The 26,912-nt window shown below is 69.2% G+C and carries 24 protein-coding genes, 1 tRNA gene and 6 pseudogenes; 16 read left to right on the top strand and 15 right to left on the bottom strand.

The window, feature by feature from the left end; translation table 11 throughout:
• Positions 1-567 precede the first annotated feature (567 nt).
• The 3 genes from ACGFQ9_RS34220 to ACGFQ9_RS34230 all read left to right on the top strand — a co-directional run bounded on the left by ACGFQ9_RS34220 (position 568) and on the right by ACGFQ9_RS34230 (position 3,082).
• Complete coding sequence (locus ACGFQ9_RS34220) at positions 568-1,491, top strand: hypothetical protein (protein WP_393579374.1); 924 nt, start codon at positions 568-570, stop codon at positions 1,489-1,491.
• Between the two features lie 435 nt (positions 1,492-1,926).
• A complete protein-coding gene (locus ACGFQ9_RS34225; protein ID WP_393579376.1) occupies positions 1,927-2,346 on the top strand; it encodes a hypothetical protein in 420 nt (139 codons plus the stop codon).
• Positions 2,347-2,887: 541 nt separating this feature from the next.
• Entirely contained in the window at positions 2,888-3,082 is a 195-nt protein-coding gene (locus ACGFQ9_RS34230; protein WP_393579378.1) for a hypothetical protein, read from the top strand.
• A gap of 536 nt (positions 3,083-3,618) precedes the next feature.
• Here the strand turns inward: ACGFQ9_RS34230 and ACGFQ9_RS34235 are convergent.
• Entirely contained in the window at positions 3,619-4,743 is a 1,125-nt protein-coding gene (locus ACGFQ9_RS34235) for a hypothetical protein (RefSeq protein WP_393579379.1), read from the bottom strand.
• Positions 4,744-5,044: 301 nt separating this feature from the next.
• Here ACGFQ9_RS34235 and ACGFQ9_RS34240 point away from each other — a divergent pair.
• A pseudogene (locus tag ACGFQ9_RS34240) lies at positions 5,045-5,275 on the top strand (ATP-dependent helicase C-terminal domain-containing protein); the annotation flags it as partial.
• 119 nt (positions 5,276-5,394) lie between these two features.
• On the opposite strand, the gene ACGFQ9_RS34245 reads toward ACGFQ9_RS34240, so the two are convergent.
• Both ACGFQ9_RS34245 and ACGFQ9_RS34250 read right to left on the bottom strand, forming a co-directional pair.
• A complete protein-coding gene (locus tag ACGFQ9_RS34245; RefSeq protein ID WP_393579380.1) occupies positions 5,395-6,048 on the bottom strand; it encodes a hypothetical protein in 654 nt (217 codons plus the stop codon).
• A 143-nt stretch (positions 6,049-6,191) separates the two neighbouring features.
• Positions 6,192-6,365, bottom strand: a pseudogene (locus tag ACGFQ9_RS34250) (DUF664 domain-containing protein); the annotation flags it as partial.
• Between the two features lie 41 nt (positions 6,366-6,406).
• Between ACGFQ9_RS34250 and ACGFQ9_RS34255 the strand changes: the two are divergent.
• On the top strand, positions 6,407-6,835 hold the full coding sequence (locus tag ACGFQ9_RS34255) for a hypothetical protein (RefSeq protein WP_393579381.1): 429 nt from the start codon (positions 6,407-6,409) through the stop codon (positions 6,833-6,835).
• Between the two features lie 37 nt (positions 6,836-6,872).
• On the opposite strand, the pseudogene ACGFQ9_RS34260 reads toward ACGFQ9_RS34255, so the two are convergent.
• Positions 6,873-8,045, bottom strand: a pseudogene (locus ACGFQ9_RS34260) (IS110 family transposase); the annotation flags it as partial.
• A 265-nt stretch (positions 8,046-8,310) separates the two neighbouring features.
• Here ACGFQ9_RS34260 and ACGFQ9_RS34265 point away from each other — a divergent pair.
• The 3 genes from ACGFQ9_RS34265 to ACGFQ9_RS34275 all read left to right on the top strand — a co-directional run bounded on the left by ACGFQ9_RS34265 (position 8,311) and on the right by ACGFQ9_RS34275 (position 9,840).
• Positions 8,311-8,448: a hypothetical protein gene (locus tag ACGFQ9_RS34265; RefSeq protein ID WP_393579382.1), complete on the top strand. Its 138-nt coding sequence runs from the start codon at positions 8,311-8,313 to the stop codon at positions 8,446-8,448.
• Positions 8,449-8,472: 24 nt separating this feature from the next.
• On the top strand, positions 8,473-9,096 hold the full coding sequence (locus tag ACGFQ9_RS34270) for a hypothetical protein (protein ID WP_393579383.1): 624 nt from the start codon (positions 8,473-8,475) through the stop codon (positions 9,094-9,096).
• Between the two features lie 153 nt (positions 9,097-9,249).
• Positions 9,250-9,840 (top strand): hypothetical protein, encoded by a 591-nt coding sequence (locus ACGFQ9_RS34275; RefSeq protein ID WP_393579385.1) that lies wholly within the window; start codon positions 9,250-9,252, stop codon positions 9,838-9,840.
• A 148-nt stretch (positions 9,841-9,988) separates the two neighbouring features.
• Here ACGFQ9_RS34275 and ACGFQ9_RS34280 read toward each other — a convergent pair whose 3' ends face one another.
• On the bottom strand, positions 9,989-10,699 hold the full coding sequence (locus tag ACGFQ9_RS34280; RefSeq protein ID WP_393579387.1) for a hypothetical protein: 711 nt from the start codon (positions 10,697-10,699) through the stop codon (positions 9,989-9,991).
• A 149-nt stretch (positions 10,700-10,848) separates the two neighbouring features.
• Between ACGFQ9_RS34280 and ACGFQ9_RS34285 the strand changes: the two are divergent.
• Positions 10,849-11,637: pseudogene (locus ACGFQ9_RS34285) on the top strand (IS5 family transposase); the annotation flags it as partial.
• Here ACGFQ9_RS34285 and ACGFQ9_RS34290 read toward each other — a convergent pair.
• Entirely contained in the window at positions 11,627-12,037 is a 411-nt protein-coding gene (locus ACGFQ9_RS34290; RefSeq protein WP_393579388.1) for a DUF6193 family natural product biosynthesis protein, read from the bottom strand. The pseudogene ACGFQ9_RS34285 and the gene ACGFQ9_RS34290 sit on opposite strands and share 11 nt — an antisense overlap.
• Before the next feature lie 163 nt (positions 12,038-12,200).
• On the opposite strand from ACGFQ9_RS34290, the gene ACGFQ9_RS34295 reads away from it, so the two are divergent.
• From ACGFQ9_RS34295 to ACGFQ9_RS34305, 3 genes and pseudogenes are all read left to right on the top strand, one after another.
• Positions 12,201-13,643: an NF041680 family putative transposase gene (locus ACGFQ9_RS34295; RefSeq protein ID WP_393579390.1), complete on the top strand. Its 1,443-nt coding sequence runs from the start codon at positions 12,201-12,203 to the stop codon at positions 13,641-13,643.
• Between the two features lie 13 nt (positions 13,644-13,656).
• Positions 13,657-13,962 (top strand): annotated as a pseudogene (locus ACGFQ9_RS34300) (IS982 family transposase); the annotation flags it as partial.
• A 270-nt stretch (positions 13,963-14,232) separates the two neighbouring features.
• Positions 14,233-16,713 carry a SpoIIE family protein phosphatase gene (locus tag ACGFQ9_RS34305; RefSeq protein WP_393579391.1) on the top strand — a complete coding sequence of 827 codons (2,481 nt, stop codon included), beginning with the start codon at positions 14,233-14,235 and terminating at the stop codon, positions 16,711-16,713.
• 103 nt (positions 16,714-16,816) lie between these two features.
• On the opposite strand, the gene ACGFQ9_RS34310 is transcribed toward ACGFQ9_RS34305, so the two are convergent.
• Entirely contained in the window at positions 16,817-16,987 is a 171-nt protein-coding gene (locus ACGFQ9_RS34310; RefSeq protein WP_393579393.1) for a hypothetical protein, read from the bottom strand.
• A gap of 374 nt (positions 16,988-17,361) precedes the next feature.
• Between ACGFQ9_RS34310 and ACGFQ9_RS34315 the strand changes: the two genes are divergently transcribed.
• Positions 17,362-17,763, top strand: coding sequence for a cupredoxin family copper-binding protein (locus tag ACGFQ9_RS34315; protein ID WP_393579394.1), 402 nt, complete (start codon positions 17,362-17,364; stop codon positions 17,761-17,763).
• A gap of 459 nt (positions 17,764-18,222) precedes the next feature.
• Here the strand turns inward: ACGFQ9_RS34315 and ACGFQ9_RS34320 are convergent.
• The 4 genes and pseudogenes from ACGFQ9_RS34320 to ACGFQ9_RS34335 form a co-directional block, all read right to left on the bottom strand.
• Positions 18,223-18,914, bottom strand: a pseudogene (locus tag ACGFQ9_RS34320) (VanZ family protein).
• 10 nt (positions 18,915-18,924) lie between these two features.
• A complete protein-coding gene (locus ACGFQ9_RS34325; protein WP_393579395.1) occupies positions 18,925-20,175 on the bottom strand; it encodes a serine hydrolase domain-containing protein in 1,251 nt (416 codons plus the stop codon).
• A 276-nt stretch (positions 20,176-20,451) separates the two neighbouring features.
• Positions 20,452-20,865: a hypothetical protein gene (locus ACGFQ9_RS34330; protein WP_393579396.1), complete on the bottom strand. Its 414-nt coding sequence runs from the start codon at positions 20,863-20,865 to the stop codon at positions 20,452-20,454.
• Positions 20,862-21,431: a hypothetical protein gene (locus ACGFQ9_RS34335; protein WP_393579397.1), complete on the bottom strand. Its 570-nt coding sequence runs from the start codon at positions 21,429-21,431 to the stop codon at positions 20,862-20,864. The genes ACGFQ9_RS34330 and ACGFQ9_RS34335 overlap by 4 nt, the downstream gene beginning before the upstream one ends.
• A 662-nt stretch (positions 21,432-22,093) precedes the next feature.
• Here ACGFQ9_RS34335 and ACGFQ9_RS34340 point away from each other — a divergent pair.
• A complete protein-coding gene (locus ACGFQ9_RS34340) occupies positions 22,094-22,558 on the top strand; it encodes a lamin tail domain-containing protein (RefSeq protein WP_393579399.1) in 465 nt (154 codons plus the stop codon).
• 259 nt (positions 22,559-22,817) lie between these two features.
• Here ACGFQ9_RS34340 and ACGFQ9_RS34345 read toward each other — a convergent pair whose 3' ends face one another.
• Both ACGFQ9_RS34345 and ACGFQ9_RS34350 read right to left on the bottom strand, forming a co-directional pair.
• Positions 22,818-23,159, bottom strand: coding sequence for a DUF5713 family protein (locus tag ACGFQ9_RS34345; RefSeq protein WP_393579400.1), 342 nt, complete (start codon positions 23,157-23,159; stop codon positions 22,818-22,820).
• 278 nt (positions 23,160-23,437) lie between these two features.
• Positions 23,438-23,767 (bottom strand): hypothetical protein, encoded by a 330-nt coding sequence (locus tag ACGFQ9_RS34350; RefSeq protein ID WP_393579402.1) that lies wholly within the window; start codon positions 23,765-23,767, stop codon positions 23,438-23,440.
• A gap of 243 nt (positions 23,768-24,010) precedes the next feature.
• On the opposite strand from ACGFQ9_RS34350, the gene ACGFQ9_RS34355 reads away from it, so the two are divergent.
• Positions 24,011-24,253 (top strand): hypothetical protein, encoded by a 243-nt coding sequence (locus tag ACGFQ9_RS34355; RefSeq protein WP_393579403.1) that lies wholly within the window; start codon positions 24,011-24,013, stop codon positions 24,251-24,253.
• Between the two features lie 207 nt (positions 24,254-24,460).
• On the opposite strand, the gene ACGFQ9_RS34360 is transcribed toward ACGFQ9_RS34355, so the two are convergent.
• Positions 24,461-24,778: a hypothetical protein gene (locus ACGFQ9_RS34360; protein ID WP_393579404.1), complete on the bottom strand. Its 318-nt coding sequence runs from the start codon at positions 24,776-24,778 to the stop codon at positions 24,461-24,463.
• A 927-nt stretch (positions 24,779-25,705) separates the two neighbouring features.
• On the opposite strand from ACGFQ9_RS34360, the gene ACGFQ9_RS34365 reads away from it, so the two are divergent.
• Positions 25,706-26,083 (top strand): RICIN domain-containing protein, encoded by a 378-nt coding sequence (locus ACGFQ9_RS34365; protein ID WP_393579410.1) that lies wholly within the window; start codon positions 25,706-25,708, stop codon positions 26,081-26,083.
• Positions 26,084-26,689: 606 nt separating this feature from the next.
• On the opposite strand, the gene ACGFQ9_RS34370 is transcribed toward ACGFQ9_RS34365, so the two are convergent.
• Positions 26,690-26,765, bottom strand: a tRNA-Ser gene (locus ACGFQ9_RS34370).
• Between the last annotated feature and the right edge of the window lie 147 nt (positions 26,766-26,912).

The following is a 26,912-nucleotide window of genomic DNA, read 5'->3' on the forward strand; positions in this document are numbered from 1 at the left end:
ATGGCGGCCTTCCGGCTGCTTCCCATGATTCCCCCTGGATGGCACTGATGCTGCGAGCGGTTCACTGGCAATCAATCATGATCTTAAGAGTGTTCGAGCCGACCCAGGCTGCTTTCCAGGCCTGAACTGCACTTCGAACTTCCCACGCAGTGCCGTTGCAGAGCCGACTGTTGACGGGCGTGCGTGATGATGACCGCTACCGCCTGCCTGGTTCCGGCCGCCGACGCGGGGCCGGGGCGGTGGTGGAGGCTGCCGACCCGGAGCAGGTGCGGGCCGTGCTGCGCGGGCTGATCGGCGCCGAAGTGGCCGCGGAGCAACCGACTCAGGCCCTCGGGGAGCCCCTTTCGAGGTGCCGGCCGCGGGTGACCGCGTCCGCGGTGGGACACCTGGCCCGAGCCGGCTTGCTGGTTCGCCTCGGCGGGACCATCCGTTCCCTGACGTCCACCCGGACCAGGTGGCCGCGCTCGCCCGCCGCCGGGACCTGCCCGCCCTCCTCGACCGGCACGTCCCCCCCCCGGCCCAGACCAGGACGCGCGCCGGCTCGGGGTCCGCCGTACGGACTTCGACTTGATCACCGGCCGGCTCGGGTGGCTGTCCCCGGTCGCCTTCGTGGACGTGGACTACAAGCGCCACGGCGGGGTGACCCGGGTCCCCCTCTACGACGCCCAGGAGATCGCGCTTCTGGAGGTGGTCCGCCCGTCCGTGGACTGGCGGGCCGTGCGCACCGCCCGCCCGGGCAGCCGCTCCCCGCTCGCCGCCCTCGACCCGGCCGTCCCGGGGCAGGACCGGGTGCTGCTGGCGGGTGTGGCGCGGATCGCCAGGGTGGGCCGGGCCGCGGTCGTTGCCTGGCGCCGCCGGCACCCCGACCTCCCCGACCCGGTAGCCGGCACGGACGTCCACCCGCAGTTCGACTGCTGCGCGGTCGTCGCCTGGCTCCTCGCCCACGACAAGATCGGCGTACCTGTGGGGCCGACGATCGCTTCGCTGGTGCCGGCCGGGTCCGGAGGCGCCGTGCACAGGTTCCGACTCGATGACCCATGGCTGTCGCTGGCCGACGACGCGGCCGGCGAGGACTCGTTGTCGGGCTGGTCGACCGACGACGACGCCGACGCGCTGGCCGAGCTTGCGGCCGGGGAGTTCGGGGCGTCGGTGCGCCGGCTGGCCGCGCCCGGTAGCGGCCCGCTGGCGGTGCCGGGCGAGATCCGGGTGGTCGAGCGGTTCCGGTCGGGGGCAGGTGGCCTGCGGGTGACGCTGGCCACGGACCACGAACCCTTACCTTCTCGCCGGACGTTTTCATTGAGTCGTGGATTCCGATTCAGTGGACAACGCAGATCTCGAACAGAGCTTCCCCTGCAAGATCGGCGGCGAGCTCCCTGTCATCGCCCCGACGAACCCGCGCCGACCCGCCCGCGCCCCCGGGCGGCCGCGCTCCCGCACCGGCCCCCGGCCCGCGCCCGATGCCCGCGGCGCGGCAGCAGCCTGCCGCAATGACCGCAGTCAGGCGCCGGGATGACGGCCCCCGGGGGTGCAGCTCGATGACCGGCTCCTTCGCACGGCCAGGGGATTCCTCGGCGCGCATGCCCATGGCGTAGCCGGCTCGGGAGTTCGTCAAAGAAGGCGCCCGTGAAGTCAGCCGCCACCAGGACCACGGGCCGTCCCCGTCTCGCGTCGGGCACGCCGTTCCGGCACAGCCGCCGGCCCTTTCCCGTCGGCGTCTGCCCGGCCGCCCGCCGGTCATGCCCTGAGCAGCGGCATCCGGGCCCGGCAGAAGTACGCCGAGCCGTAGTTTTGCGGGTGGAATTGCCTGGGACCGCGCCCTGACACCGTGATCGACTGTGCCTGCCGCAGGGGCGCCCTACCGCCCCGGCGGCCGGAAGGAAGCGCGTCCGTGCCCGAACGGGGCGGTCGCACGCACGAAGGAGAGACATGCTGGTCCGCAAGTTGAAGGCGGCCGCGGTCGCGGCCACCGCGGTCGCGAGCGTCGCGGTGATGGCCACACCGGCCCAGGCGGGGGCGGCCTACTGCTCGTACGGAGGCGGCGTCTACCTCTGCGAATACTCGCCGACCACCCGCGTACTGCCCAACGGCACGAAGCAGGACTTCGTCGTCGGCACCGACCGCGCGGTGTGGACCCGCTGGACGGACTCCGACGGGGACTGGTCGCGGTGGATGTCCATGGGCGGCAAGGCGTACAGCAAGGTGTACACCTACGACTACGACACCAGCGACCCCTGGTCCTTCCGAATGTTCTACTACGACCAGCAGACGGAGTACTGGGGCCGCAACCGCGACCACGACGGCAACTGGTCCGGGTGGATCCACTATGACACCCCGCTCAACGGCTGACCACCACGAGTCGGCCGCATGATCCCAGCGGCCCGGACGGAGCTCCCCCAGCCCGTACGACGGGTCCCGCGAACGGGAAGCGTTCGCGGGACCCGTCGCTGCCCGGCTCAACGACACCGGAGCGGGACTCAATCCGACGCTGCATCAGCGACTCAGGCGTGCCCGCGCAGCAGGCCGACGCCGTCGCGGTCGCGGTGGTGCTGGCCCGCCGGGCAAGGTGGAACGCCGACGACCTGGCCTCCCGGGTGACCGACCTGTGGGTCAAGGCACGCCTCACGGCTCCGCCGGGAAAGCCGTTGGCGGAGGTGACCGACCCCTTTGCTCTCGAAGTGCATCAGGCGATCACCCTCGACCCGGCAGCCGCTGGACGGGTGGACGAAGCACTCGCCTGGTACGACCGTGCCGCCGACGCCGGTCACACGTATGCCCTACAGCGGGCGGCGGAATGGCTGATGGCCGTCGAACGGATGGACGAAGCGCTCGCCTGGTGTGACCGTGCCGCCGACGCTGGCGACATCAATGCCCTTCAGCGGGCGGCGGAGTGGTTGGTTGGCGTCGGGCGGGTGGACGAGCACTCGCCTGGCACGACCGTGCCGCCGAGGCCGGCTGCGACACGGCTCTGCAGGCGGCGGCCGACCAGCTGGTGGAGAGCCGACAGTCCGCCGCGGCGAAGAACCTCCAGCGATACGGACGGGAGCCGAACCAGTCGATCGCGTCCCCCTGGGACGCGGGCTGACACCCGCCTTGAGCCTACAGACGGTGTGAACACGGTGAGTTGTGGGTTTCACGAACGCTGCATAAGTGCAGTCCATACGCAGATGGCGCTGAGACTGTGCAGCAGAGGGTGAGACCCTACAAGTGCGGTTCCTCACGGGTGATTTGCTGGCGAGAGCGCCGGGGGCCGCGCCGCCCGCCGTGGCCCGGAACTTCGAGTCGTCAGTGTCTTTGTCCTGGTCGGCCACAGCACCCCTCAGGACCTCGCCGGATATGCCACCGCCGCGACAGTGCTGTACGCCGCGTGGCGGCGGCCGCAGGACGGCGGCCCGAAGGGGGGAAGCTAGTCGCTGCCAGGGCACGGGCCGGTCCGGGCGGGATTGGACGGAGGCGGCCCTGACAGCCCTCCAGAAGACCGAATAGCGCCGAGGCCGAGGCACACCGCCTGAACCTCCACGGAGGCCACCTCCCAGTCGGCGGCGAGAACGGCGGGCGAACAAACGGAGGCGACCGGCCTGGCCGCTCACCGCCGCACCGTCCACACCGACTGTCCGGAGATCAGCCAAGCGGTGGCCAGGGACCGGCGAGCAGCCGTTCGGCCTCCGTGACGATCGCTTGTTCGCGTGTCCTGCGCTGGACCGTCTCCCAGTCGTTGTACGCATCGACCTTGTCGACGAACGGCCGAAGCGACTGAGGCCGGGCCAGTGCGCCCCAGCCCTCGTGCGTGATCACGTCACCGCCGGCCCCGGGGGCCAGACTCCCGTTTACGATCAGTCCGAGCCACCAGCGCACGAGCTCCCAGCGCGCCGCTTCCCAGGGGATGTCGGTGTCATCGCCGGGAAGGCTCTCGGGCAGATCAAGTTCGGCCAGTACCTGGTAGAAGAGCGCATCGGCGCTCTCGTGCTCGGTGCGCGACAGGCCGGCGAGCAGCGGGAGCGACTCCGTCTCGACGTCGAGGACCAGTGCCGTAAGCCCTGCCTCGATCAGTTGGTGTGGGTGGTGCTGTCGGCCGATCAGGCGCTCCAGTGCCAACATCCGCAGGCACTCGATCGCCTCCTGCGCGCTGACGGCGTAAGGGGTGTGCGGCGTGGGCGCGGTGACGTCGATGCCGGGGCCGCCGTTGACGAAGTACGACCAGAAACCGACAGTCGCGCGGGCCGGGAGACTGCTTGCCCGGCCGGTGAACTCGTGCCGCACGTAGTCGGAGAGGTCGTTCCCGTAGATGATGATGTCGGTCTGGTGGACGGACAACACGGGGTGCCCGCATTCGCCCGCCGTGCCAGGCAGGTAGCGGTGGCTGTAGAGCGGGACCAGCTTCGGTACGGTCGCCAACTCGGACCGTGCGATCTGCAGCGCGTCGGATGTCTCTGCGGGCCTCGGGTTCCAGGCGGGATACCAGAAGCCGTTGTGCTCAACGTCGAAGAGCACACCCTCGACCGGTTGGGAGAGCCGCTCGGCCAGGTCCTCGGGGTCGCCGTTGCGCCAGTCGGGCCAGCTTCGTGACCCGTGTGGGAGCCCGGCGGCGAGGAAGACCCTGTGGTCCGCCGAGAAGGTGAAGCCGAACCGTGCCTCGACCGCGTCGAGTTCCCGCTCGATGAGGCCCGGCCCGATCTCGGTTCGGAGCATGCCCTGAAGCTCCTTGGCCGCTTCCAGGGTCAGCGGCAGGGGCGTCGGTGCGGTCATCCCGGCAGCATAGTGACCAGTACGACCGGAGATTTCACGAGGCTGCACCAGCCCAGGTTGGATGCTCCGGGCCACTTCTCTGCCGAGGGCGAGTCGTGGACCAGAGGAATTGCGCGCGGTCGGAATACCGATGCTTCACCAGTAAGTCCGCTCTACACCCGGAAACGCTCGGACTGCCGGTACTGCTCGCCAAGGTGCCGCACGAGGGCATCGCGGAGGCGTTCACGTTCAGTAGGCGTCACCGAGTGACGCCTACATGTGACGCTAACCCCAGGTCCATGATCGTTCTCACCGATGATCGCTGTACCGATGTTCCCCGAGGAACCCACGGGATGTCGCACACTCGCGGGTCCGGGTCGACTACAGTGGCCAGCGGCCCGTACTCGCGGTGAAACTGGAGGAGTTGTTCGGCTGGTCTGCCGCCTTCGCGCTGGCGGACGGGCGGGCCCCGCTGACCGTCCACCTGCTCTCCCCGGCTGGGCACCCGGCCGCCGTCACCGGCGACCTCGCGTCGTTCTGGCGCGAGGGCCACCGCGCCGTGCGAGCCGAGCTCCGCGGCCGCTACCCCCGCCACCCGTGGCCGGAGGACCCGGCTGCGGCCGCGAGCCGACCCGGCGGCTCAACACGGGGAGCGCCACGGGCAGCCCGGGGTCAGCCGCCACCCGAGCCAGCCGAGGCCGAACCGCCGGAAGTCCAGCCGGAGTTGGGCTGCGCTGGCCGATCGCGTGTGCTGCGCTCGGTGCGCAGGTACACCACGACCCCAGCCGGGCCGAGCAGGGCCCTTAGCGCGTCGGCGAGCCGCTGCGGGTCGCCGTCGAACGGGAGCGTGAGCCGCTCCCGGACGCCCAGCAGGACGAGTTCCAGCGCGAGCGTGGAGACGGCCGGCTTGTAGTCCCCCTGGTACGGCTCCACCACCTTGTGCGTCAGCCGCACCGCGCGCAGGGTCTTGACGGGCAGCCAGTCGTCCGGCCCGGCGCCCCGGACCAACCTCAGAGACGCGGGCACCCCGGCCGGCGCGAACTCCACCCGCAGGATGTCCCGGGCCCGGGAAGAGGCCTGCGCCAGCCAGCCGATCAGGTACTCCAGCCCGGCGATCACCCCCACCACCACAAACACGGTCGACGCCCGCGCCCCGGCCAGCGCCATCCAGAAGGCAACGAGCAGGGTCGGCACGCCCAGAGCGAGCGGAGTGAACAGCGCCGGCCCCGCCGAGGTCAGCGCGTTCCACGTCGGCCCGGCCGGGCCGACGCGCAGGACCAGATCCGTCGAGTCGGGGCCTTGTCTCAGCAAGGGATCGGTGGCCATGCCTCCAGCGTAGGACCGGTCCGCAAGAGGGCCTCGACCATACCCGGCTGATGGGGCACGACTTCTGACGGCCGTATCCCACAGCCAGCGGGCGCGGCGGGCTCCCAGGGCTCGAACCACGGGTCGGGCCACTGCTCGGCGGCGGCCATCAGCGGGTAGAGGGTGGCGCCGTCCAGGCTCTCGCGGATGATGTCGGCGTGGCCGCCGTGGCGTGCGGTCTCCTCGATCAGGTGCAGCAGCACCCACCGCACCGACCACTCCTCGACGTCGGCGGGGAACCACGGCACACCCCGGGGTGTGCCCCTATCTTTGGTCAAGGTGGACGAGGCTGGTTCGGGCCATCTGGAACGATGTGCCTGTGCATGCTGATGATCAGATTGGCGAGGGTGTCTCTGCGGACCTCGCGGTGTTTCTCCGGAATGCTGACGACGGCCGTCCGGTGAAGATCGCTGCTTCCGTGTGTGGGTGCGGCGGCCGGGTGTTCTTCGTGCTGGTCGATGCGTCCGGAGCGGAACGGGAGTGCTCTGGCTGCGGCAGCCGTGCGTTCATCGCGGATAGCGAGGAGTACTGGAACGAGGAGTCCTGGGAGGACGACGAACCTGGTACTGCCGGCTGCCCCTGCGGGAGCGAGGAGTTCGAGGCCGCGGTCGCGTTCTCGCTCGGCGACGACGGATCGGTCCGCTGGGTGACCGTGGGCCTGCGGTGCATCAAGGATGGATTCTGTGGGGTCTATGCCGACTGGAAGATCGACTACGGCCCCACGGATCACCTCCTGACCATGGTCTAAGTCTGCGGAGCGACCGTCCGAACGGGCTGCGGTTCGAGAAGGTTCCGTCCCGGAGCATCGCGAAGAGGACATCTGCCCGGCGTCGTGCGAGGCAGAGCAGGGCCTGGGTGTGGTGCTTGCCCTGGGCGATCTTCTTGTCGTAGTAGGCCCGGGAGGCCGGGTCGCCCAGGGCGGCGAACGCTGAGAGGAAGAAGGCCCGTTTGAGCTGCTTGTTTCCGCGTCGGGACGGTTGTTCGCCGCGGATCGAGGAGCCCGAGCTGCGGGTCGCTGGGGCGAGGCCGGCGTAGGCGGCGAGGTGGCCGGCGGTCGGGAAGGTGCTGCCGTCGCCGACCTCGATCAGAATGCGGGCTCCGGTCCTGACGCCGACTCCCGGCATGGACGTCAGGACTTTCGAAAGAGGGTGGGCCTCCAGGAGTTCCTCGATCCGCGCGGCCAACAGCTTCCGCTGGTCAAGGACCGCGGTCAGCGATCCGGCCAGGCTCGGGACGATCAGTGCCGCCGCCTCGGTGCCGGGAACGATGACGGTCTGATCGTCCAGGGCGGCGAAGATCTCCTCGACGAGCCGCTCGGCCATCCTGGGGGCTCTCGGCCGTAACAGCGTGACCAGCCGACGACGGCCGGCCTTGCGGATCTGGGCCGGTGACCCGAACCGCTCCAGCAAGGCCAGGACCGCCGGGTGCTGCAATCGCGGCCCCAGTACCCGCTCCAGCGACGGATGGACCTGGGTCAGCAGGCCGTGAAGCCGGTTGGCGACTCGGGTTGCTTCCCCGGCCAGGTCGTCGTCGAACCCCACGATCATTTCCAGCTCGGCGATCGTCTGGTCCTCGCCGTCGATCGCCCGCAGCGTGTGGGGCATTGCCCGGGCGGCGTCCGCGATGATGAACGCGTCCTTCGCGTCCGTCTTCGCCTCACCTGGGTAGAGATCGGCGATCCGCCGCATCGTGAGGCCCGGGAGGTAGGCGATCGGGCAGCCCATGTCCCTTGCAACTGTCAGCGGCAGGGCGCCGATCGAGGCCGGCTGGTCGACCACGACGAGCACGGTTCCGTGCTTGGCCTGCAGCTTGGCGAACAGTTCGCGGAGCTTGGGTTCGGTGTTGGGCAGCCGTTTGTCGAAGGCTTTCTTCCCGGCCGGGGTGACGGCGGTGGCGTGGTGTTCGCCCTTGCCGACGTCCAGGCCGAGGAAGACGTCGATGTCGCCGGTGTCGATCACGTGCAGGCCCCTCCATCACGCTTTCGTCCGGCCTTGCCTCGGCACCGAGCTGCTACATCCACGTTACGGAGAGCTCTTCCGGCCTGGGTGAAGCCGGTGCTCAAGCCCCTCATCAGCGGTCCGTCGATGCCTCCGGACCCGGTGACACCACCCCCCGGATCATCAACAACAAGGGGGGGAAGTCATGCCGGACCCGAGGGCCGGAGGCCCCATTGCGGAGCCACGAAAAAGGTAACGGGGGGGCGAACTCACAGGTCCCAGCCCCGTGGACCGGGGCAACTTGGCCCGGATGCTGCTCGCCGCCGCTTGGTACCAGGTGATATTCCGCAACGACTACGGATTCACCTTCACCCCGCTGTACCTCACCGCACTGGAGGACCCCGCCGGCTTCACTCTCGACTGACTCCCGCAGCTCCCCTGCCAGGACATGGTCGACGACGTCGTTCACCAGCTCTACCTGGCCACCACCGGCGCCCTGGAGGCGCTGCGAGCCCGCACCCGCCCCCGGGACGGCACAAGCGGACCCACCTTCCCGGGCGTCGGCATCACTGCCGACGCCGACCTCGTCGTCGACGGCCTGCTACTCGACTTCAAGAGCACCAAGCACCCCTTCGCCCGAGGGCTGTCCAAGCACACCGCGAACCAGCTGCTCGGCTACCTGCTCCTCGACACCGCCGACCGCTACCGGATCGACACCCTGGGCCTGTACCTCACCCGCTCCGGCGTCCTCGCCAGCTGGCCCGTCGAGGACTACCTCAACCTCCTCGGCACCTGCCGCCGCGACCTGCCCACCCTGCGCACCGTCTTCGCCGAACTCCTCGCCGGCCGCCAGGCCGACGTCATCCCGTACGACCAGGAGGAAGAGGGCCAGGCCCACGAGCTTCTCGAGCGCCTGGCCCCCGTCATCGAAGTCGGCCACTGCCCGGTCTGCGCCCAGCTGCTGCCCGACTCCGCCCGCCGCCCCCGCAAGTACTGCTCCCGCTGGTGCACCGGGCGTGCCTCCACCATCCGCAAGCGGCAGAACCCGACGCCAGGGGGCCCGGCGGTCTGAGTACGGGCGTCCCGGCGGCCCCGGCCGAGCGCAAGGCTCGCCGGGAGTACGAGAACCGGGTCGGCACCCTCGCGCCGACCAGATCACGCGAAGATACGATCGATGCCACAGGAACGTATGGCATGCAGAGACTTCACCGGGGGGGCGTTGGGGATGAATGTTGATGAACTCGGCCGGCCCTGGACCGATTCGGGTGGCGGGCCGATCGTCGTGATCGCGGCAGATGCTGCCGAGCACTGGCGGGGGACGCTGCCTCCTGTGGGTGTGGAGGTTCCGGAAGGCTGGATCTGGGGCGCTGCGGGCGGACCGGAGTGCGACTACGACCGGGCGTGCGATCCACCGGTTTTCGAGACGACACCGTTCGGGGGCTTCGGATGGGTCGATGTGCACGGGCAACCCGTCTTGGTCCTCGACAGTGAAGTCCGCACGTGGTTCGTGGCGGATGCAGCGGGCAGCCGGGGCGGGATCCTGGTGCGCTCATCGGCCGACGAAGCCGATGATGATCCCGGGAACGTCCCCGAGCAGAGTTGGCGCACCGTGGGAGTGGACGTCATCTCGCTGTCTGACGGCCGCCTCTACATGTTCGATTCGGCCTACAGTGGGGCGGCGGATCCGGAGCAGATCCGGGCGTTCGACGGGGTGGGTGTCATCGAGCTCGGGGCTGGACGCTGGCGGGTTGACTTCGCCACGAACGGCGACGAGGTGGATTTCGTGCGCTTCCGGCCCGCCCAAGGCGAGCAGTAGTCGTCGGGGCCGGCTCGCCGACCGCGCTCCGGTTCTTCCGAAGACCAGGCTCCGGAGCCGCTACGCCAGGTCGAAGAGCCCCGGCCCCCGCTCGCCAGAGGGCGGCACGCGACACCGTCCACCCCGATGCACCACGACCGCGGCCCGTTCAGGAGACCGGGGCCGAGTAGTGGTCGAGGTACTCCCGGAGGTGGGGGGCGAGCGCGTCCTCCCCGCCGGTCCCGTTGAGGTACGTCCACAGCTCGTTCTCCACGACGAACCGGTAGGCGAACTCCTCGAAGCTCGTGGCGCACCGCACCAATGACTCCGCTGCCGCTGCGCGGAACTCGGCTCGGTCCTCCTGCGCCAGCTCCCGGTAACCCCACTCCAGATCCAGGTGCGAGCAGACGACGAACGACTCCCCCGAGGGCCGCAGGTACAGGTACCAGATGACGCAGTCCTGCTGGTCCCGCAGGAACCGTACGAGGCGGGCTCCCTCCTCGACGGGACTCTCCAGCGGGCCGGACAGGTCGCTCCAACAGGCCGTCACCGACACCTGGTCGCACATGCGGGCCAGGCGGTTGCTGCCGTAGCCGGTCCGGAAGTCCTCGGGCAGGTGCAGGCCGAGGGCCGTCAGTTCAGCCCCCAGCGACTCCAGGTGCCCGGTGTGCTCGGACGGCTGCTCGCCCGGCCCGCCGCACCAGCCGAAACGGCCGTCGAGACGGGCGGGGTCGACGGGCGGCATGCACTCCGGCGGGTACACCTCGTAGGTGAACTCGCAGGGGCGGTAGGGGCCCAGATCGGTCGCACACCATCCGGAGGGGAAGTCGACGGACGCGGAGGCGGGTACGGATGCGGGTGTGGGCGCGGACATGGACATGGAAACCCCCTGGGTCAGGGCCCGTTCGAGGCCTCGGTGGTTCAGCGGTACGACCGCAGACTCGCACCCGCCACTGACAATGGGGTTCCGCCCACTGCGCCGCCCTCCCCGTGCGGACGTGTACTAAAGCCTGTCTGATAATTGATCTTGTGGCGGGTCGAGGTGAGTTGACGGACGCGGCGTGGGAGCGGATAGAGCCGCTGTTGCCGCAGGTGGACGGGCGTGGTCGTCCGTGGCGTGATTACCGCCAGGTGGTCAATGGTGTGCTGTGGCGGTTGCGGACCGGTGCTCCGTGGCGTGACCTGCCCGAGCGGTACGGGCCGTGGCAGACCGTCTACGAGCAGTTCGCCCGCTGAGGCGGACGGCACATGGGCCAGGCTGCTGGAGCACGTCCAGGTCCGCGACGACGCGGTGGGCCGGGTGGAGTGGACCGTCGCAGTCGACTCCACGGTCAACCGGGCCCACCAGCACGCCGCCGGCGCCCGCAGAAAGGGGACGCAGACGGGGACGAACTGGAAGATCCGGGCCGCTCGCAGACGTGCCAGGCCCTCGGCCGGTCCCGCGGCGGGCTGACCACGAAGGTCCATCTCGCCGTCGACGGCCGGGGCCTGCCGCTGTCCACCGTGCTCACGCCCGGGAATGTCAATGACGCCACCGCGTTCGCCCGGGTCCTCGACGGGATCCGCATCCCGCGCGTCGCCGCAGGCCGCCCGCGCACCACGCCGGCGCGGGGGCTGGGCGACAAGGCCTAATCCAGCAGGGCCATCCGCCACCTGCTGCGGCGCCGGGGCGTCGCCGCCACGATGCCCGAACGCCGCGACCAGGTCGCCAACCGCCGCCGACGCGGCGCTCTCGGAGGCCGCCCACCCGCCTTCGACAAGGAGATCTGCCGCGACCGCAACGTGGTCGAACGATGCTTCGCCCGCCTCAGCTTGTTCTTTGACTTTCGTCCGTCTCGGATTGGTGCTCAGCTGCCTCGTGCGTCGCGAGCTCCTCGGGCGTGCCCACGAACGCGGGGCCACAGCCGAGCGGCAGGCGTGCCACGACCATCGCGATGGCTTGTTCGGGTGTATCCGCCGGGCCTACGGACTCGGTGCGGAGGGGCCCCGACACCCAGTAGCCGCCTCCGGCTGCCGGCTGGATGTAAGGGATGTCCCACGTGTGCCGATACTCGGTGCAGCGGCTGAAATGCAGTTCACCCATCCCAGTCCAGGGAAACAGCTGCCGCAAGCGGGGCTCTGCGTACGCGGCGGCCAGAAGCGCGGTCCGTACGCGCCCATCAGTCCGTACGGCCTGCCAGCCTGCCTCGACGATCGCCGTCGATGAAGTCGTGTCCACGAGGTCATCATGCACGGCCTCGTGCCTCCTGGATCGCCCCGTCGACAGTCGAACGGTCCGTCGAACTTGATCACCCGAGCAGGGAAAGCCTGAACGTGGAGGCGGCCTTCGTCTGATCATGTGCTCCGACCAAGGTGCACGTGATCACGACGAAGGCTGTGAGGTGAGTCTGCTGCCTGATGCTGTCCGGAGGGAAGCGTTCGCGGAAGCGTCACGCTTCCGAGGCGAGTTCTACGAGTGTCTTGCCGCGCGGCGCGACGAGTTGTTCGAGCTGGTGGACGCGGTGCTGTGTGCGGACGGCGCGGTGAAGTCCCCGGTGGATTTGACGCTGCTGCCCGAGCATCGTCGTGGGCACGGAGCGATGTACGGCGGCCTGAACCACGGCCGGCTCGACGTCGGTCGGCTGCGGACCGTGCTGGCCGGGCTGTCGCTGCCGCGTTTCGACGGCGGGCGCCTGGTCCTGGCGGTCGATGTGTCGCCGTGGCTTCGCTCGGACGCGCCCTGCTCGGCCGAGCGGCTGTTCTGCCACGTCTATGGCCGCGCGAGGACAGCCTCGCAGTTCATTCCAGGCTGGCCCTACTCCTTCGTGGCCGTGCTGGAACCGGGTGCCACGTCTTGGACCGCGATCCTGGACGCAGTCCGGCTCGGCCCCGCGGACAATGCGACCGCGATCACCGCCGACCAGCTCCGAGGAGTCGTTGAACGACTCATCACCGCGGGGCAGTGGCGGGCCGGGGACCCGCATATCGTGATCGTCAGCGACGCCGGCCACGACGTCACCCGCCTGGCCTGGGTCCTGCGCGACCTGCCGGTCGAGCTGGTCGGCCGGGTCCGCTCCGACCGCGTGATGCGGCTGCCGAAGCCGCCGCGGATGCACGGCGTCAATGGCCGGCCGCCCAAGCATGGCCCGGAGTTCCGCTTCACCAAGCCGGATACCTGGCCCGAGCCCGCGATCACCACCGTCACCGGCACCACCAACTACGGCAAGGCCGAAACCCAGGCCTGGGACCGGGTCCACCCCAGGCTCACCCACCGCTCCTCCTGGCTCGACCACGACGGCGAACTGCCTTTGGTCGAAGGAACGCCGACGCGGTTGAAGGTCGAGCACCTGTCGAAGGAACGGAATGCCCCGCCGGTGTGGTTATGGTCCTCCAAGACCGGCGCCACCACGGACGACGTGGACCGCTGGTGGCAGGCATTCCTCCGCCGCTTCGACCTGGAACACACCTTCCGCTTCGCGAAACAGACCCTGGGCTGGATCACCCCCAAACTCCGCACCCCAGCGGCTGCGGACCGCTGGACCTGGATCCTGATCGTCGCTCACACCCAGCTTCGGCTCGCCCGCCCTCTTGCCGCGGACCTCCGCCGGCCCTGGGAGAGACCCACCGCCTCCGACCGGCTCACCCCGGCCCGGGTCCGCCGAGGGTTCAGGGACATCCGCCCTCACCTCGCCTGCCCGGCCCGTGTTCCCAAACCCCGGGGCGCTGGCCCCGGCCGGCCACCCGGCGCCAAGAACAAACACCAGGCACCCCGCTACGACGTCGGCAAAACCGTCAAACGCCCCGAGACCCTCAAGGCCATCGGCAAGCCGGGTAGGTCCTGGTAGATAAAGAACAAGCAAAGGCTGCGTTTCCAAACACCTCGACACCTTCATGGCCGGGCACGGCCTGGTCCGTCTGCGGCCCAGCTACCGCAACCGCAAGCCCCGGCCGGGCGAGCAGCTGCTCAAGCCGATCCGGCAGCTGATCGAGTCGGTCAACGACACCCTCAAGGGTCAGCTCGACCTCGAACGCCACGGCGCCAGGACCCCAGCCGGAGTCCTGGCCCGCGTCGGCCAACGCATCCTCACTCTCACCGCGGCCATCTGGCACAACCGGCAGACGGGAACACCCACCACCCGCTCACTGATCGCCTACGACCACTGACCCGAGCACTTCGGAATTACTCGTCTAGGGCTACGCCGACGCCCGATCCCCGCCCCGCAACTCCCACCGTCGCGCGGTACCCGGCTCACCGGTCCTGGGCGGGTCGGGCCCGAACTCGGGTGCATGCCGGACGACCTTCTGCCGACGTACGGCGGTGCGGCGATACTGAAGGTATGCCGACGGCTCGACCCCTGGTCCCCGATCACACTGGGTAGTCGCCGCCGCAATGCCCGCTGTGCGGTCCGTTCGGCAGGTCGAAGGGTGGCAGCGATGGACGCAATGGCGCCGGGCTCGCGTGAGGCGCCCGAGGATCCGTTCGCGCCGCACAACTCCGCCTCGGCGGTTCTGGACGACCACGGCAGGGTCATCGGCTGGAGCGAGCGCGCCCGGGAGTACCTCGGCTACCTGCCCGATGAGGTGCTGGGCCGCACGGCCTTGGAATTCTTGTTCGACCCTCGTGACCATGCGACGGTCCGGGCCGCAGCGGCCGCGTGCGAGCGCGACCGGGGCTGGTCCGGCGTCCTGCCCGTCCTGCACCGCAGCGGGCGACGGGTGGAGCTGGGCTTCCGGGCCCGCGCCGTCATCCGCGCAGGCTCGGCCCGCGAGTGGTTCCTCGTCGCTGCCCCGGCGGAGGAGATGCTCCAGTGGGAGACGGACCGGTCGGTCCTGGACGGCCTGTTCCGGCGCTCTCCGATCGGTCTGTCCGTCCACGCTCCCGATCTGAGCATCCTGCGGATCAACCGGGCGCTGGCCCGGTTCACGCAACTTTCCGTGGCGGAGATCCGGAGCCGACGCATCGGCGACTTCCTCATAGGTCCGGACGTGAAGACCATCGAATCCCGGCTGCGACGAGTGCTGGAGACGGGCGCCCCCCTGATCTTCACCGAACAGCCCTGCCGCCTGAGGAGTGACCCCGACCACGAGCGGGTGGTGTCGGTGTCGGCGTTTCGGATGGAGCACCCTTCCGGCGGGATACTCGGAGTCACCCAACTGGTGGAAGACGTCACCGACCGCTACCGGGCCCGGCGGCGGCTCGCCCTGCTCAACCGGGCCAGCGCCCGCATCGGGACCACACTGGATCTCGGCCAGACCACCCGGGAACTGGCCGACGTCGCCGTCCCCGACCTCGCGGACGCCGTCTCGGTGGATCTGCTGGAGTCGGTCGCCCGGGGCGACGAGACCGCCGAGGACGCGAGCGGACCGGTCCGCAGGATGGCCGTCCACTCGGTCGTAGCGGAGGCGCTGAGGGTGATGTACCCCGCCGGAGAGGTCTTTCACTTTGACCCTCGTACCCCGCAGGCCAGGTGCCTGGCCGAGCAGCGGCCCATCCTCGAACCGGCGCTCCGGAGCAGCCTCGGCTGGTACTTCCAGGACCCGGAGCGCACACAGCGCGCCCTCGACCTGGACGCTCACTCACTGATCGTCGTACCGCTGACGGCCCGCGGCCTGCTCCTCGGCCTGCTCAGCCTGTGGCGGGCCAGGCGGCCCGAGCCGTTCGAGGAGGACGACCTCACGCTCGCAGAGGAATTCGCCGCACGGGCCGCCGTGTGCATCGACAACGCCCGCCGCTACACCCAGCAGCATCAGGCCGCGTTGACCTTGCAGCGCAGCCTGCTACCGCAGGAGTTGCCCGAATACAGCGCGGTCGAGGTCGCGCACCTCTATCTGCCAGCCGATCCCGCCACCGGCGTCGGCGGCGACTGGTTCGACGTCATCCCGCTTTCCGGAGCACGCGTCGCCCTCGTTGTCGGCGATGTCGTCGGTCATGGGCTGCACGCCGCAGCCACCATGGGCCGCCTGCGCACAGCCGTGCACACCTTGGCCGACCTCGACTACGCTCCGGACGAGGTCCTCTCCCACCTGGACGACTTGGTCAACCGCCTGGCAGCTGAGCAGGAGCCTGCCAACGGACGCTCGCGGGGCCGACAGATCGTCGGCGCGACATGCCTGTACGCGGTCTACGATCCAACCTCCCGGCGCTGCACTCTGGCCCGGGCGGGCCACCTTCCCCCCGCCGTGGTGACCGCCGACGGCACGGCGAGCCTGCCCGACCTTCCCGAAGGGCCGCCGCTGGGCCTGGGTGGACTCCCCTTCGAGTCCGCCGAATTGGAACTCGCTGAGGGAAGTCTGCTGGCGCTGTACACGGACGGCTTGGTCGAGGCCCGTGGCCTCGACCTCGACGAGGGATTGGAGCGGCTGAGAGAAGTCCTGTCCCGGCCCGGCAGCCCGCTGGCGGAGACCTGCACGGCAGTGCAGGACGCCCTGCTGCCGGATCACCCACCGGATGACGTGGCACTGCTCCTCGCCCGCACCCGTGTGCTGGCGCCGGAGCAAGTCGTCTCCTGGGAACTGCCCGCGGAGCCGACCGCCGCCGCCCGGGCACGGCACCTGACGGAGGCCACACTGACCGCGTGGGGCCTGGAGGACCTGGCCTTCACCGCCGAACTGGTCGTCAGTGAACTGGTCACCAACGCCTACCGGTACGGCGGCGGCACGCCGCTGACCCTGCGACTCATCCGAGACCGCAGCCTGATCTGCGAGGTCTCCGACAGCAGCAGCACCGCCCCGCACCTACGACGGGCGCGCATCACCGATGAGGGTGGGCGCGGTCTCTTCCTGGTGGCCCAGCTCACCGAACGATGGGGCACCCGTTACACCCGGGACGGCAAGACCGTCTGGACGGAGTTCCCCCTCGCCGCAGCAGCGGAGGGGCACGTCGCGACTGCGGCGAGCCTTGCCCTCGATCGGTGACGCCGGTCGGGCCGAAGCCGAGTCGGCTCCGACGGCCTGGGTGTCCGACCCGGGATCCGCTGCGGATGCCGGGGGATCACCACGGGACCTGCTGGTAGTCCCTTCAGGAGGACGCGGTGGATGGGTGCGCCGACCTCCCCTGCACGATGGGGTGGAAGGTGCGGGCGGCGCCGTCGGCGCTGTTCAGTGGCGGGTGCAAGCCGGTCGCGGCGTGCCGCTCCCGGGCGGGGAGCGGTTTCTCATCGGTGACCCGGTCGGTGTTGACGCTGCGCATGAGCGGGGAGCCTTCGGCATGCCCCCTGAGCGGCGGACTGGGATAGTGGAGGAAGGGGCTCGGCTCTGAGCGGGATCTTCCGTTCCCTGCCCTGCAGGGCAGTGGTACTGGCTGCGGCTGAGGCGACCGTCATGGCAGGTCCGTCGGCGGCTTCATCGGTGCCCTGGTGCTCTGCTCCAGTTCGTAGGGCGAGGGCCGCCCTTCGGCCCTGGCGCGTTTGCCGGGCCGGGGGTGGGTTCCGGTGCTGGGAAGTGCCGCACGCCGGCGCGTTGCATTGCGTCCTGAGGTGTGTGAACCGCCTCAACCGCCTCGCCCACGGCAGGCGGACCGTCAGGGCCGGCCGAGACCATCACCGATCCGTGAGAGGGGTGGCCATGTCGCTCACCCGTTCCCGCCACATTTGTCACCGCACCCGGGCAGCAGCGGTCGGCGCCGCCTGTGCCTTGGTCGCCATCGTCGGCGCCACCGGTAGCAGCGCCGCACCCTTGTCCCCATCCGCGGGCACCTCGGCCGTGACGGTCGAGAGCGTCGAGGTCCACATCAAGGACTTCAAGTTCGTCCCCGCGGAGGTCAAGGTACCCGCCGGCGCCAAAGTCACCGTGGTGAACGACGACTCGGCCCCGCACACCCTGACCGCCACCGAAGGCCAAGCCTTCGACACCGGCACGATCGAGAGCGGCAAGTCCGGCTCCTTCACCGCACCGTCGAAGCCGGGCAGCTACGCCTTCATCTGCTCCATCCACCCTCAGATGAAGGGGACGCTCGTCGTCAGCTGACACCTGTGCGAAGACCCCCGTCGGGTTCGGCGGGGGCCTTCAGGTCTTGCGCTGGGGCGCTTGCCGTAGTGCGCCTTCTTCTTGCGGGCGCTTCTTGTTACCTCGCTTGGCCATGCCAGACACATCTGTGCATTCGGGGATCTTTTATGACCCCGTCAGGCTAAGTTCCGGGGCGCTTGAACACCACCGGGCCGACATCCATCTGGATGGTTCCATCCGGGTGGAGGCCACCCTGGGGGCCGCACTGACCGCAGCCGGGCTCGTGAACTACCCAACCGAGTGGTGTTCCCAGTCAAGTTCTTCTGTTCAGCGGCGTGGGACCTTCGACAGGCTTGCAGTCCTGGTGCAACAGGTGGCTTATTCCATGGCGGGCTACCGCGCCACCGTGCAAGCATCCCGCTCATACTGACCGGCGCCAGCACAAAATCGGCACCGACGGGTGCACGCCGGACACGCGACTCACCCTGCCGGCGCCGGCGCGGGGCGAGGCTGGTCCGACGGCACCTCCGCCGTAGTCCGCCACAAGCGGCGCGACGCCAGCCCGAACAGCCCGGCGTCGGCGGCGTTGACCAGTACGTCATCCACGGACGACACCCTGTCCAGCGCAGGACGTACTGTGCGGTCTCGACCAGGACCGAGCAGCTCGCCCCGAGCACCAGGATCCGCGGCACGGACGCCACGCGAACCGCATCGGAGCGAAGAACCCCAGCGCCGCGAAGATCAGCAGGTTGCCGCCGATCCCGACCGGCCCCATCGTGACCAGGTCCCGCAGCGGAATCAGACTCACCCGGCCGGGGACGACGCCGGCCCCCGTGCCCGGTTGCAGGGTCAGCCACACCATCGGCACCGTCCCGTAGACCATGCCCACCTCGGCCAGCGACATCCGCCACGCCGACGCTACACCGCCGGCGCGCCGCAGGCTCGCCAGAACCCACACCACCAGAGCGGCCAACGGCAGCCCGACCAGCACCATGAGCAGCACACCGTTGAACGTATCGAAGCAGCCGTGCCACCGCCCGGCCATGCAGGCCGGAGCGGCCATCATGAGCGGCCGCCACATGGCGAACAGCGAGCCCGCCTAGACCGAGGATCGCCAGGCCCGCGAGCATGATCCGGCGGGGCGGTGCTGACGGGGATGGGCTGTGGTTCATTTTCCCCACCTCAGCCGCCTGCCCCGCCGGAGGGGGCAGCGCCGGTGATGGCCTGCGTCTGCCGCGACAGGATGTCCACCAGGCTGCCGGAGTCGCGGTTGATGAGGGTGACGGCGACCCAGCCGGTGTACGGGTAGATGCTCCAGTTGGCGCCGACACCGGGGTTTCCGCCGGCACGCTGGTACTTCCACTGGCCATTGACGATGCCGATCGCGAGGCCGTACGCACCGAACGACGTCGGCCCGTGGGGGATTTTGGCCCCGAAGAGCACGTCGACCCATGGCCGGTCCAGCACCGTGCCGTCGGTCAGCGCCTGCGCGAACCGGACCAGATCCGGCGCGGTGGCGAAGCCGCCGTCCCCGGGGCCATCGATGAAGGCGCGGCCCGGATTCTTGCCGAGCATGTACGGCGACGGGCTGCCCTGGTCCAGGTTGCGGAGCGCGTCCACCACGCTGCCGTCGGCCAGTTCCATGTACGGGTGCGCGATGTGCGGGTCTGTGAGCCACTGCGGCCTGGTGTAGAACGCCGAGCTGGTCATGCCGCAGCGCTTGAAGATGTTCTCCTGGACGTAGTCCCAGTACGTCGTGCTGGCCACGGCCTCCACGATCAGCGCGGAAATGGTGACCGCCGCCTCTGCGTGGACGGTGTCGGGAGTGCCCGGGACGCCCACCAGTTTCGCCTGCCGGGCCCGCTGCTCGTAGTACTCGTGCACCTCGTCCCGGCTCTGGAAGACACGTTGCCCGTCCACATCCGGGGAATCCAGCCTGGAGGTGCCGGACAGCAGGTGGTGGATGGTCACCTGCTCGGCGATGTCCTTGGCGAAGCCGGTCAGGTGGGCGCCCACCGTGTCCGACAGCCGCAGCTTGCCCTGCTGCGCCAGCTGCAAGATGGCCACCGCGTGGAACGGCTTTCCCGCCGAACTGAGGCTGAACGCGATGCCCTCGCCGTTGGGGATCCCCTTCTCCTTGTCGGCCATGCCGTAGCTGCGAGACAGGACCGTGCGGCCCCGGTGCGACAGCAGCACCACGCCGGAGAACTTGCCCTCGGCGGCCAGCTGCGCCACGTACCGGTCGTAGGCTCCGCCGGGCAGGGTGTCCCGCGGGATCCGGTAGTCCGCGGACGCGTCGGTTGGGACCGAGTCGGCGTGGCCGATCCCGGCGCCTACCAGCGGCACGCCGGCCGCCACCACGCCGACGGCAGCCAGCCCGCCCCATCCGAACAGCCGCCGCCGGTCAATGCCCTTTACCGATTCCGAGTCCATGATCACGCTACTTCCCGGTCGAGCAAATCTGGCGCTGACAGTGGTGCGCTGTGGTTCATGCCTCAACTGAAGACGCAAGGCTGTTGCGTTGGCGTATGCGATTTTCGATATGCCCGCGATACACGGAATCCCCTGCCGCGATCCGGGTATGACGAGGTAGCGGCATGACCAGTCGCGTTTCTTGGTTCAGCACACTGCTCTACCGCATCCCGGGCGGCCGTCGGCCGCCCGGTAAGGAGGTGTCCTGGCCCTGCGGTCGGTGGGGACGTCTGGCGGTCATCCTTCCTTCGGGTGCAGGCGGACGACATTGTCCGGTGCTTCCGCCGAGCTCTCGTTCAGGTTGTGTCCCTGACGGGTGAGGACAGCGTTCACGAGCGCGAGCTGAGTGACTTGGTGCCGGAGTGCCGTGATTTCGGCCTTCTGTGCGGCGACGGTTTCTTTCAGATCGGACACGGTCCTGCGGAGTCGCCTTTCGGATGCGGGGAGTTGCTTCGTCTCGGCGCGGACGCGCTCGTAGAACTCGTGCTTCAGGTCGGCATGGCGCTTCTGGAGGGCCATGCGGTGAACACCGGCCTCGGCCGCGAGAGCGACGACGGTCAGCGCGCCGTCGGAGGTTGTGGGCCGGCCGGTGAGGAGCCGGTCGATGGCGGCGCGGATACGCGCGCGCTCATCGGTGGATTGCTCGGTCATGACAGGGCCTCGGCAGGTTGAGCGGTGGCGTGGTGAGTGTCGGCGGTGGCGCGATACTGCTCGGCGACGACGCGGAGACGCCTGGCCAGCGGCTGAGGGGAGAGGGCCGCGAGTTGGTTGATGCGGTCGGTCTCTTTCAGTAGTTCGTTCGCGTGGCTGTCAAGGCGGACGGCGTTCCGGCAGCCGGGGCGGCAGTCAAACTGATTCGGGGCGGTTGCGTCGGGGCCTGGTTCGCAGAGCGCGTTGTCGCGCTTGAAGACGCAGATCAGGGAGGCGTCTGGATTGTCGAAGAGGACCAGGCCGTCGCGGGCCAGGTAGCCGGCGGCCTGCTTGGCGAACTTCTGGGTGACGGTGCGGCCCTCGAATCGCGGCGCCTGGATTGCGGCGGTGAGGGCTCGTCGGGCGGCCGGCCCGGAAATCCTCTCGCCGGCGGCGAGGCGGTCTCGCAGTCGCGCGGCGGTGTCGGCAGCCGCCAGGGCGGTCTCGACGTCGAGGACACTGTGGATGCCCCGGCGGCTACGGCTGCCGTAGCCGCTTGACGTCCGGGCGTCGAGGACGGTGCGCATGTGGCCGTACTGGATCGCCAGCGCGACGAGTCCGCCGGGTCTGCGGGCGATGTGCCATGCCAGGGTCCGGCGGAACCGTCCGAGCCCGATGGCGCCGTGAGGGTCCTGGGGAACGCACTGGTCCGGCAGCCCATGGGATTCGGTCTCCCGGTTGATTCAGGCGATGAAGTCCTCGATCCGCTGGTTCATACTGCTGTTCTTCAAGGCGCCACCGCGCTGACGGCCGCGGGCAAAGTCGTGATGGGTGGAGCTGAAGAGCAGCTCGCCCACCGGGACCATGCGCTCAAGGACTCGGATCGCGCGGACGACCGGGTGCGAAGAAACGTGCAGGACATTTGTTACGGAATCAACTGCTCCGGTTGGTGGAGGGCTGCGGCGCGTGCGCCGGGTGGTGCGCCGGTGCGCGGCGGTCGTGGGTGCCGTCCCGACGCCGGGTGGGTGTACGGGTCACCGGATGTCAGGGTCACGTACAACCGGGTTGCGTGCACTGTGCAGGCGAGCGTGACGGAAATGTCCATATCCGGTCAGGGCCTGATGGGGCACTTCAGCCAACGCGGTCTGAGGTCGAGAGTTTGGGTCCTCGGCCCCAGCAAGGGGTCGGGCACCAGCCGCTACACGCTCTGTATCGGCAGGTGAAGACCTGTTCTTGAGGGAGCATCACCATGACTGCTGCATCGTCCGCTCGTCGTATCGCCGCCACCGTCCTGGCCGCGGGTGCCGTCATTGGCGCGGTCGCCGTGCCGGCCTCCGCCCACGACGGGGACCGTCACCACCAGCGGCCGCAGGTGGAGATCAGCCGGGTCCAGGCCGACAGCCCCGGCGGGGAAGACCGTTCGAACCGGTCCGTGAACGGTGAGTGGGTGGAGATCACCAACACGACCCGCCACGCGGTGAACCTCAAGGGGTGGACGCTGCGGGACGAGGACGGCAACCGGTACCGGTTCAAGGACGTGCGCCTGGCCGGCCGGGCGACGGTCCGGATCCACACCGGTCACGGCCGCGACACCCGCACCGACCTCTTCCAGGACCGCAACGACCACGTGTGGGACAACCGCTCCGACACCGCGACCCTGCGCAACGACCGCGGCCGCACGATCGACACCAAGTCCTGGGGCCGCCACCGCTGAACAGGGTGACAGCGCCGGCCGCCGCCGTTGAGCGGTAGCTGGCGGGGCTTGTGGGGGAGCCGGGTGTGCCGGGCGGCTGGGGAGGCTGCCCGGCACACACCCATGCCGGGCCGGTGGTGCGCCCGCCAGCGTTCGCTGTGCGGTACCGCGGGCCGCATCGGGCCGGGGGCGGACACGCTGGCTGATCGCTACGAGACGACCGTGCAGATCGCAGCTCTCAACGAATGGCTTTGAACGGAGGTGGCCCTCTCGTCCTCGTTCACCAGTCCCGGCCGGCGGTCAACTCCTCCGCATCCGCATCCGTGAACCCGTACGCCGACCCGACGAAGCAGAACTCCTCACAGATCCACTCCCGCGCCACCGTCTCAATCTCACTTCCGGCCGCCACGAACTCCCTGTCCAACAGGTTGAACTCCTCCGTCGCAGCCTGGGTGAGCACATACAGACTCTCCAGGTCCGACGGCCGCTCGGCCTCGACGCGTTCACACAGCCGCAGCAAGATCGCCTTCCCCTGGTCGACCACGTGACCAGGGAAGTACGAGTCGTCGTACATCGACCGCAGGAACGCGTGTCCCGCTACCTGCAGGTTTGTGATCGGCATGGCACTCCCCTACCTCTGCGAAAGCTGACGCGCCGATCATGGACCACACCACTGACAACGACGCCCCATCGGGCGCAGCTGGGCGGAGGTGACCCACGTTGCGTACTCGACCGGTTCGGCACCGCCGCCGGACTGCGGAGGGGCAGTATTCGATGACTGCACGATTCTTGGTGCAGGTCCCACAGGTTCCGCATCAGGGCTTCCCCGACTTCCGGCCCGCACTACGAGGCCGAGCGGTGCCACAGGGGGTGCGCCGCCGAGACGGCGCACCCCACTGGCTAGCCGAAGAACACGGAGTGCACAGTCGTCGCTCCGCCGTACGCGCCGCCGGTGTTGGGCGGCAGCGTGTCCTGCGGGATCGTGCAGGCCTCGTCCCGGTACAGCGTGGCCACGGTGTCCGTGAAGTTGTCGACCACGCCGGCCCCGCCCGGCATCGGGATGCACTCGTCGTCTGACGGGTTCTCCATGACCTCCCGGAAGCCCGTGTCGGTCCGGTTGTAGGCGAACGTGCCCGTCGCGGCCTGGGCGCTGGTCGGCAGTCCCGTCACCAGCGCGGCTGCGGAAGCGGCCACCACGGTCATCCGGGCCAGTCGTTTCCACCTGTGCATAAAGAACCCCTGTTCTGTTTGCGGACAGTACCCGGTATCAGAACGGCAGGGATGCCCCCGGGGCCGCTGCCCCGGCCAGGAAAGCACTCAAAAGGGGACTGGTGGTGATACTTCGAACGGCCCGGGCCACCGGTCGGCGGCGGGCCGTCAGCTGCCCGTCCCGGTCATGGACTGGACGGCGCGGGTCCATTGCAGGTGTTCGCTGCGCGCCTCCCCAAGCCGTGAGCACGTGCTGTCCGTTTCGTGAACACAGCCACCCAGACCTTCGGGCTACAGCCCCTTCGGGCCCGGGCGCAGGACGTCGGCGTAGATCCGGGCCCTGACATCCAGCAGGCCCTGGCCCGTACCACCTCCGCGCTGTGCTGGTTCCCCGCCCTCATCGCAGCCCGCAACGGCGGGGTCATCGCCATCGACGTCAAGGACGTCATGCCCTCCACCCTCTCCGACCGATACGCCCTCAGCGTCACCGCGGTCCAGACGGCCTGATCTTGACCGGCCTGAAGGTCAGTGGGTGTCGGCTTCTTGACGGCGGCCCGGGGTCCTGGCGGTCGGGAAACACCCGCATGGCAGCGGAGCCCAGACGATCCACGGCCTCAGCCGAGCCGACATCCGGGGGTCGAGGGCATCGTAGTCAAAGGCATGTCGACCCGGTACCTCACCGGGTACCGCGGCTGGACCAGACACCTCACGTTGCTATGCCGTCAAGTTCAGGGGGATGAGTCCTCCGTTCACGGCGCGGAGGTAGAGCCGCTGGTGCCACTCGTTGGCGTCGGGTCCCGGGTCGGTGGCCAGGACGGGGTGGGGGCCGGTCTCGATGAGGTGCAGGAGCGTCCAGGCGACGCCGTAGCAGTCGTCGGGACCGAAGCAGGAGACGAGCGCTCGGGCTTCTTCTCCAGTGACCGGCTTCGAAATCGCTTCGAGTTGCTGAACGCGCCTGTCGATCTCTTCTTCGCTCCCGTCCCAGTCGGGGAGCGGGCCGGCGGCGACGAAAACCTGCACTTCGGGTCTCATGGGCGAATGATCGGTTGCCTTCGTTACTGCAGGCAAGACCTCTTGGCTGGTCGGGCTGTCGATGTGTGATCGGAGTGCGATTCATGGCGCGTTCGATGCGGGAGCAGTACGACGAGAACCAGGCCGCGGGCCGCCTGCGGGTGCCCCTTGCGGCCTGGCGGTGGGCCTCCGGTTCGGGCCTGGTCCCGCCGGCGGACGCCGGGCGGGGGTTGTGGTCGCGGGCGGTGGTGGAGGCCGCTGACCCCGAGGCCGTGCGTGCGGTGCTGCGGGGCCCGGTCGGTGCCGGGGTGGCGGCGGACCGGCTGACGCAGGCCCTGGGGGTGCCGCTCCCGATCCTCCGGCCGAGGGTGACCGCCGCAGGGGCGGCCGCCTTGTCCGTGCCAGCCTGCTGGTCTGCCTCGGCGAGGACAGGGAAATCCCCGACATCCATGGGCGGTATTTGTGCAGATGCGTACTGACACGAAACCGATAGATCGTACCCGAGCGTGCAGTGGACAGAATCCCTGCACGCAATGCACGCCGTCGCGCGCCATGTGGAACTACATTCCCCCTCCGGGGACACCGCCCCAGCCTGAACGGATTCATGCAGCGACACCCCTGCCCGATGCCCGGCACACCATCGATGGTGGCGGCTCGTAGCGGCCGTTTCGATGGGTTATGCCGGTCTGCCGGTTCGCGAGCAAGCATGCGAACCCTCATGAAGCCCTTTTGCGTGGTCGGCTGAGCGGGAAACACAGCGGGCCATAATCCGCGTTACGACCTAGAGGAAGAGAGACGTACATGTCGACCAGGATTGTGAAGTATTTTCGTCGTGCTGCTGGAGCGGCAGCGGCGGGTGCGTTGATATCGCTGTTCCTTCCGGCATCGCCGGCATCAGCAAGTTTCATAAGCGACTGGGACAGGATCATGTCGTACAACACGGGTGGTATGTGTCTTGAGATAGCGGACTGGCGCCAGGACAACGGTGCCCCGGCTCGTCAGTGGAGTTGCACTGGAGGGGCGAATCAGAAGTGGTTGGCGTCGTCCAGGGACGGGGGATATTGGATATGGAACGCACACAGTGGAAAGTGTCTTGAGGTCGCAGATTGGCGCAGGGACAATGGTGCCCCGGTCCGTCAGTGGGGTTGTACCGGAGGCGCCAACCAGCGGTGGCACTTTTCTTGGGGCGGGGCATCCGAGTACACGATGATCCTTCAAAACGCGCACAGCGGCAAGTGCATTGAAGTTGCGGATTGGCGCACGGACAACGGTGCTCCTGTGCGGCAGTGGGACTGCCACTATGGAGATAATCAGTTGTGGTTCTAGCCTCCGAGATTCTGTCACGCACCTTCTCGGCGGCCCGGTGTTCCCGGGGGCAGTACCACCTGGCCGCCCCAAGCAGTCAGGCGGTCCAATCCGGTGACGTGCGGTCAGCGCGGCCGCGTCCGGGCCGGTGCCGAGCCGGTGTCGGCCGGGGGAGCGGGACTCGGCGGCCGAGGTCCCCTCGGCACCTGCTGGAGATGTCTCGGCCGGCTCGGCGGCGGGACGGGCCCGGTGGCCGGCTGTGGGCTGCACAGGGGAGTGACGGGGTGTGGGCCGGTGCCCAGGGCAAGACGTTCGTTTATCCGCTCATTCTCCCGTTTCACTGAACGCGTAGGCCCCGCATTCCAGTTGGGCGCGCGTGGATCAATTCTCAGCTTGGACGAAGATAGTACTCTCGGCAAAGCCGGAGTTTATCGGATGCGGAATTCAGTAGACCTCAGAGAATCGTCCGGGGAAGGAATTCCAGCGACACCAAATCTGGCCATCCGTCAGCCAGGGTAGGGGTGTGGTTGTTTTCGGGATGCTACACAAGTCATCTGTGATGCATCAACCGATGCGGCCCCGCGCTGACCGGCTGGGTATCAGGTGGGGTGCTGCCAGAGCGCGCGGCGGGGGTGGGCCGGATTCGAACCGGCGTCCTCCCTCTGAGCAGGAGGGCACGACGACCTCTGCGCTACCTGCCCCCGCCGCGGCCCGGGCGAGTCTACGCCGACCGCCTCGCCACTGCTGGCCGGGCCCGCTCGCGGGCCCCTTCGGCCCGGAGGCGGAGCCGGAGGGCTGGGGGGTGGAAGCGAAGCGGACACCCCCAACGGCCGTAGGCCGCTGACCCCGT

Origin of the sequence: Streptomyces sp. NPDC048603, assembly GCF_043199475.1 — a bacterium.
In the GTDB taxonomy this organism is placed as follows: domain Bacteria; phylum Actinomycetota; class Actinomycetes; order Streptomycetales; family Streptomycetaceae; genus Streptomyces.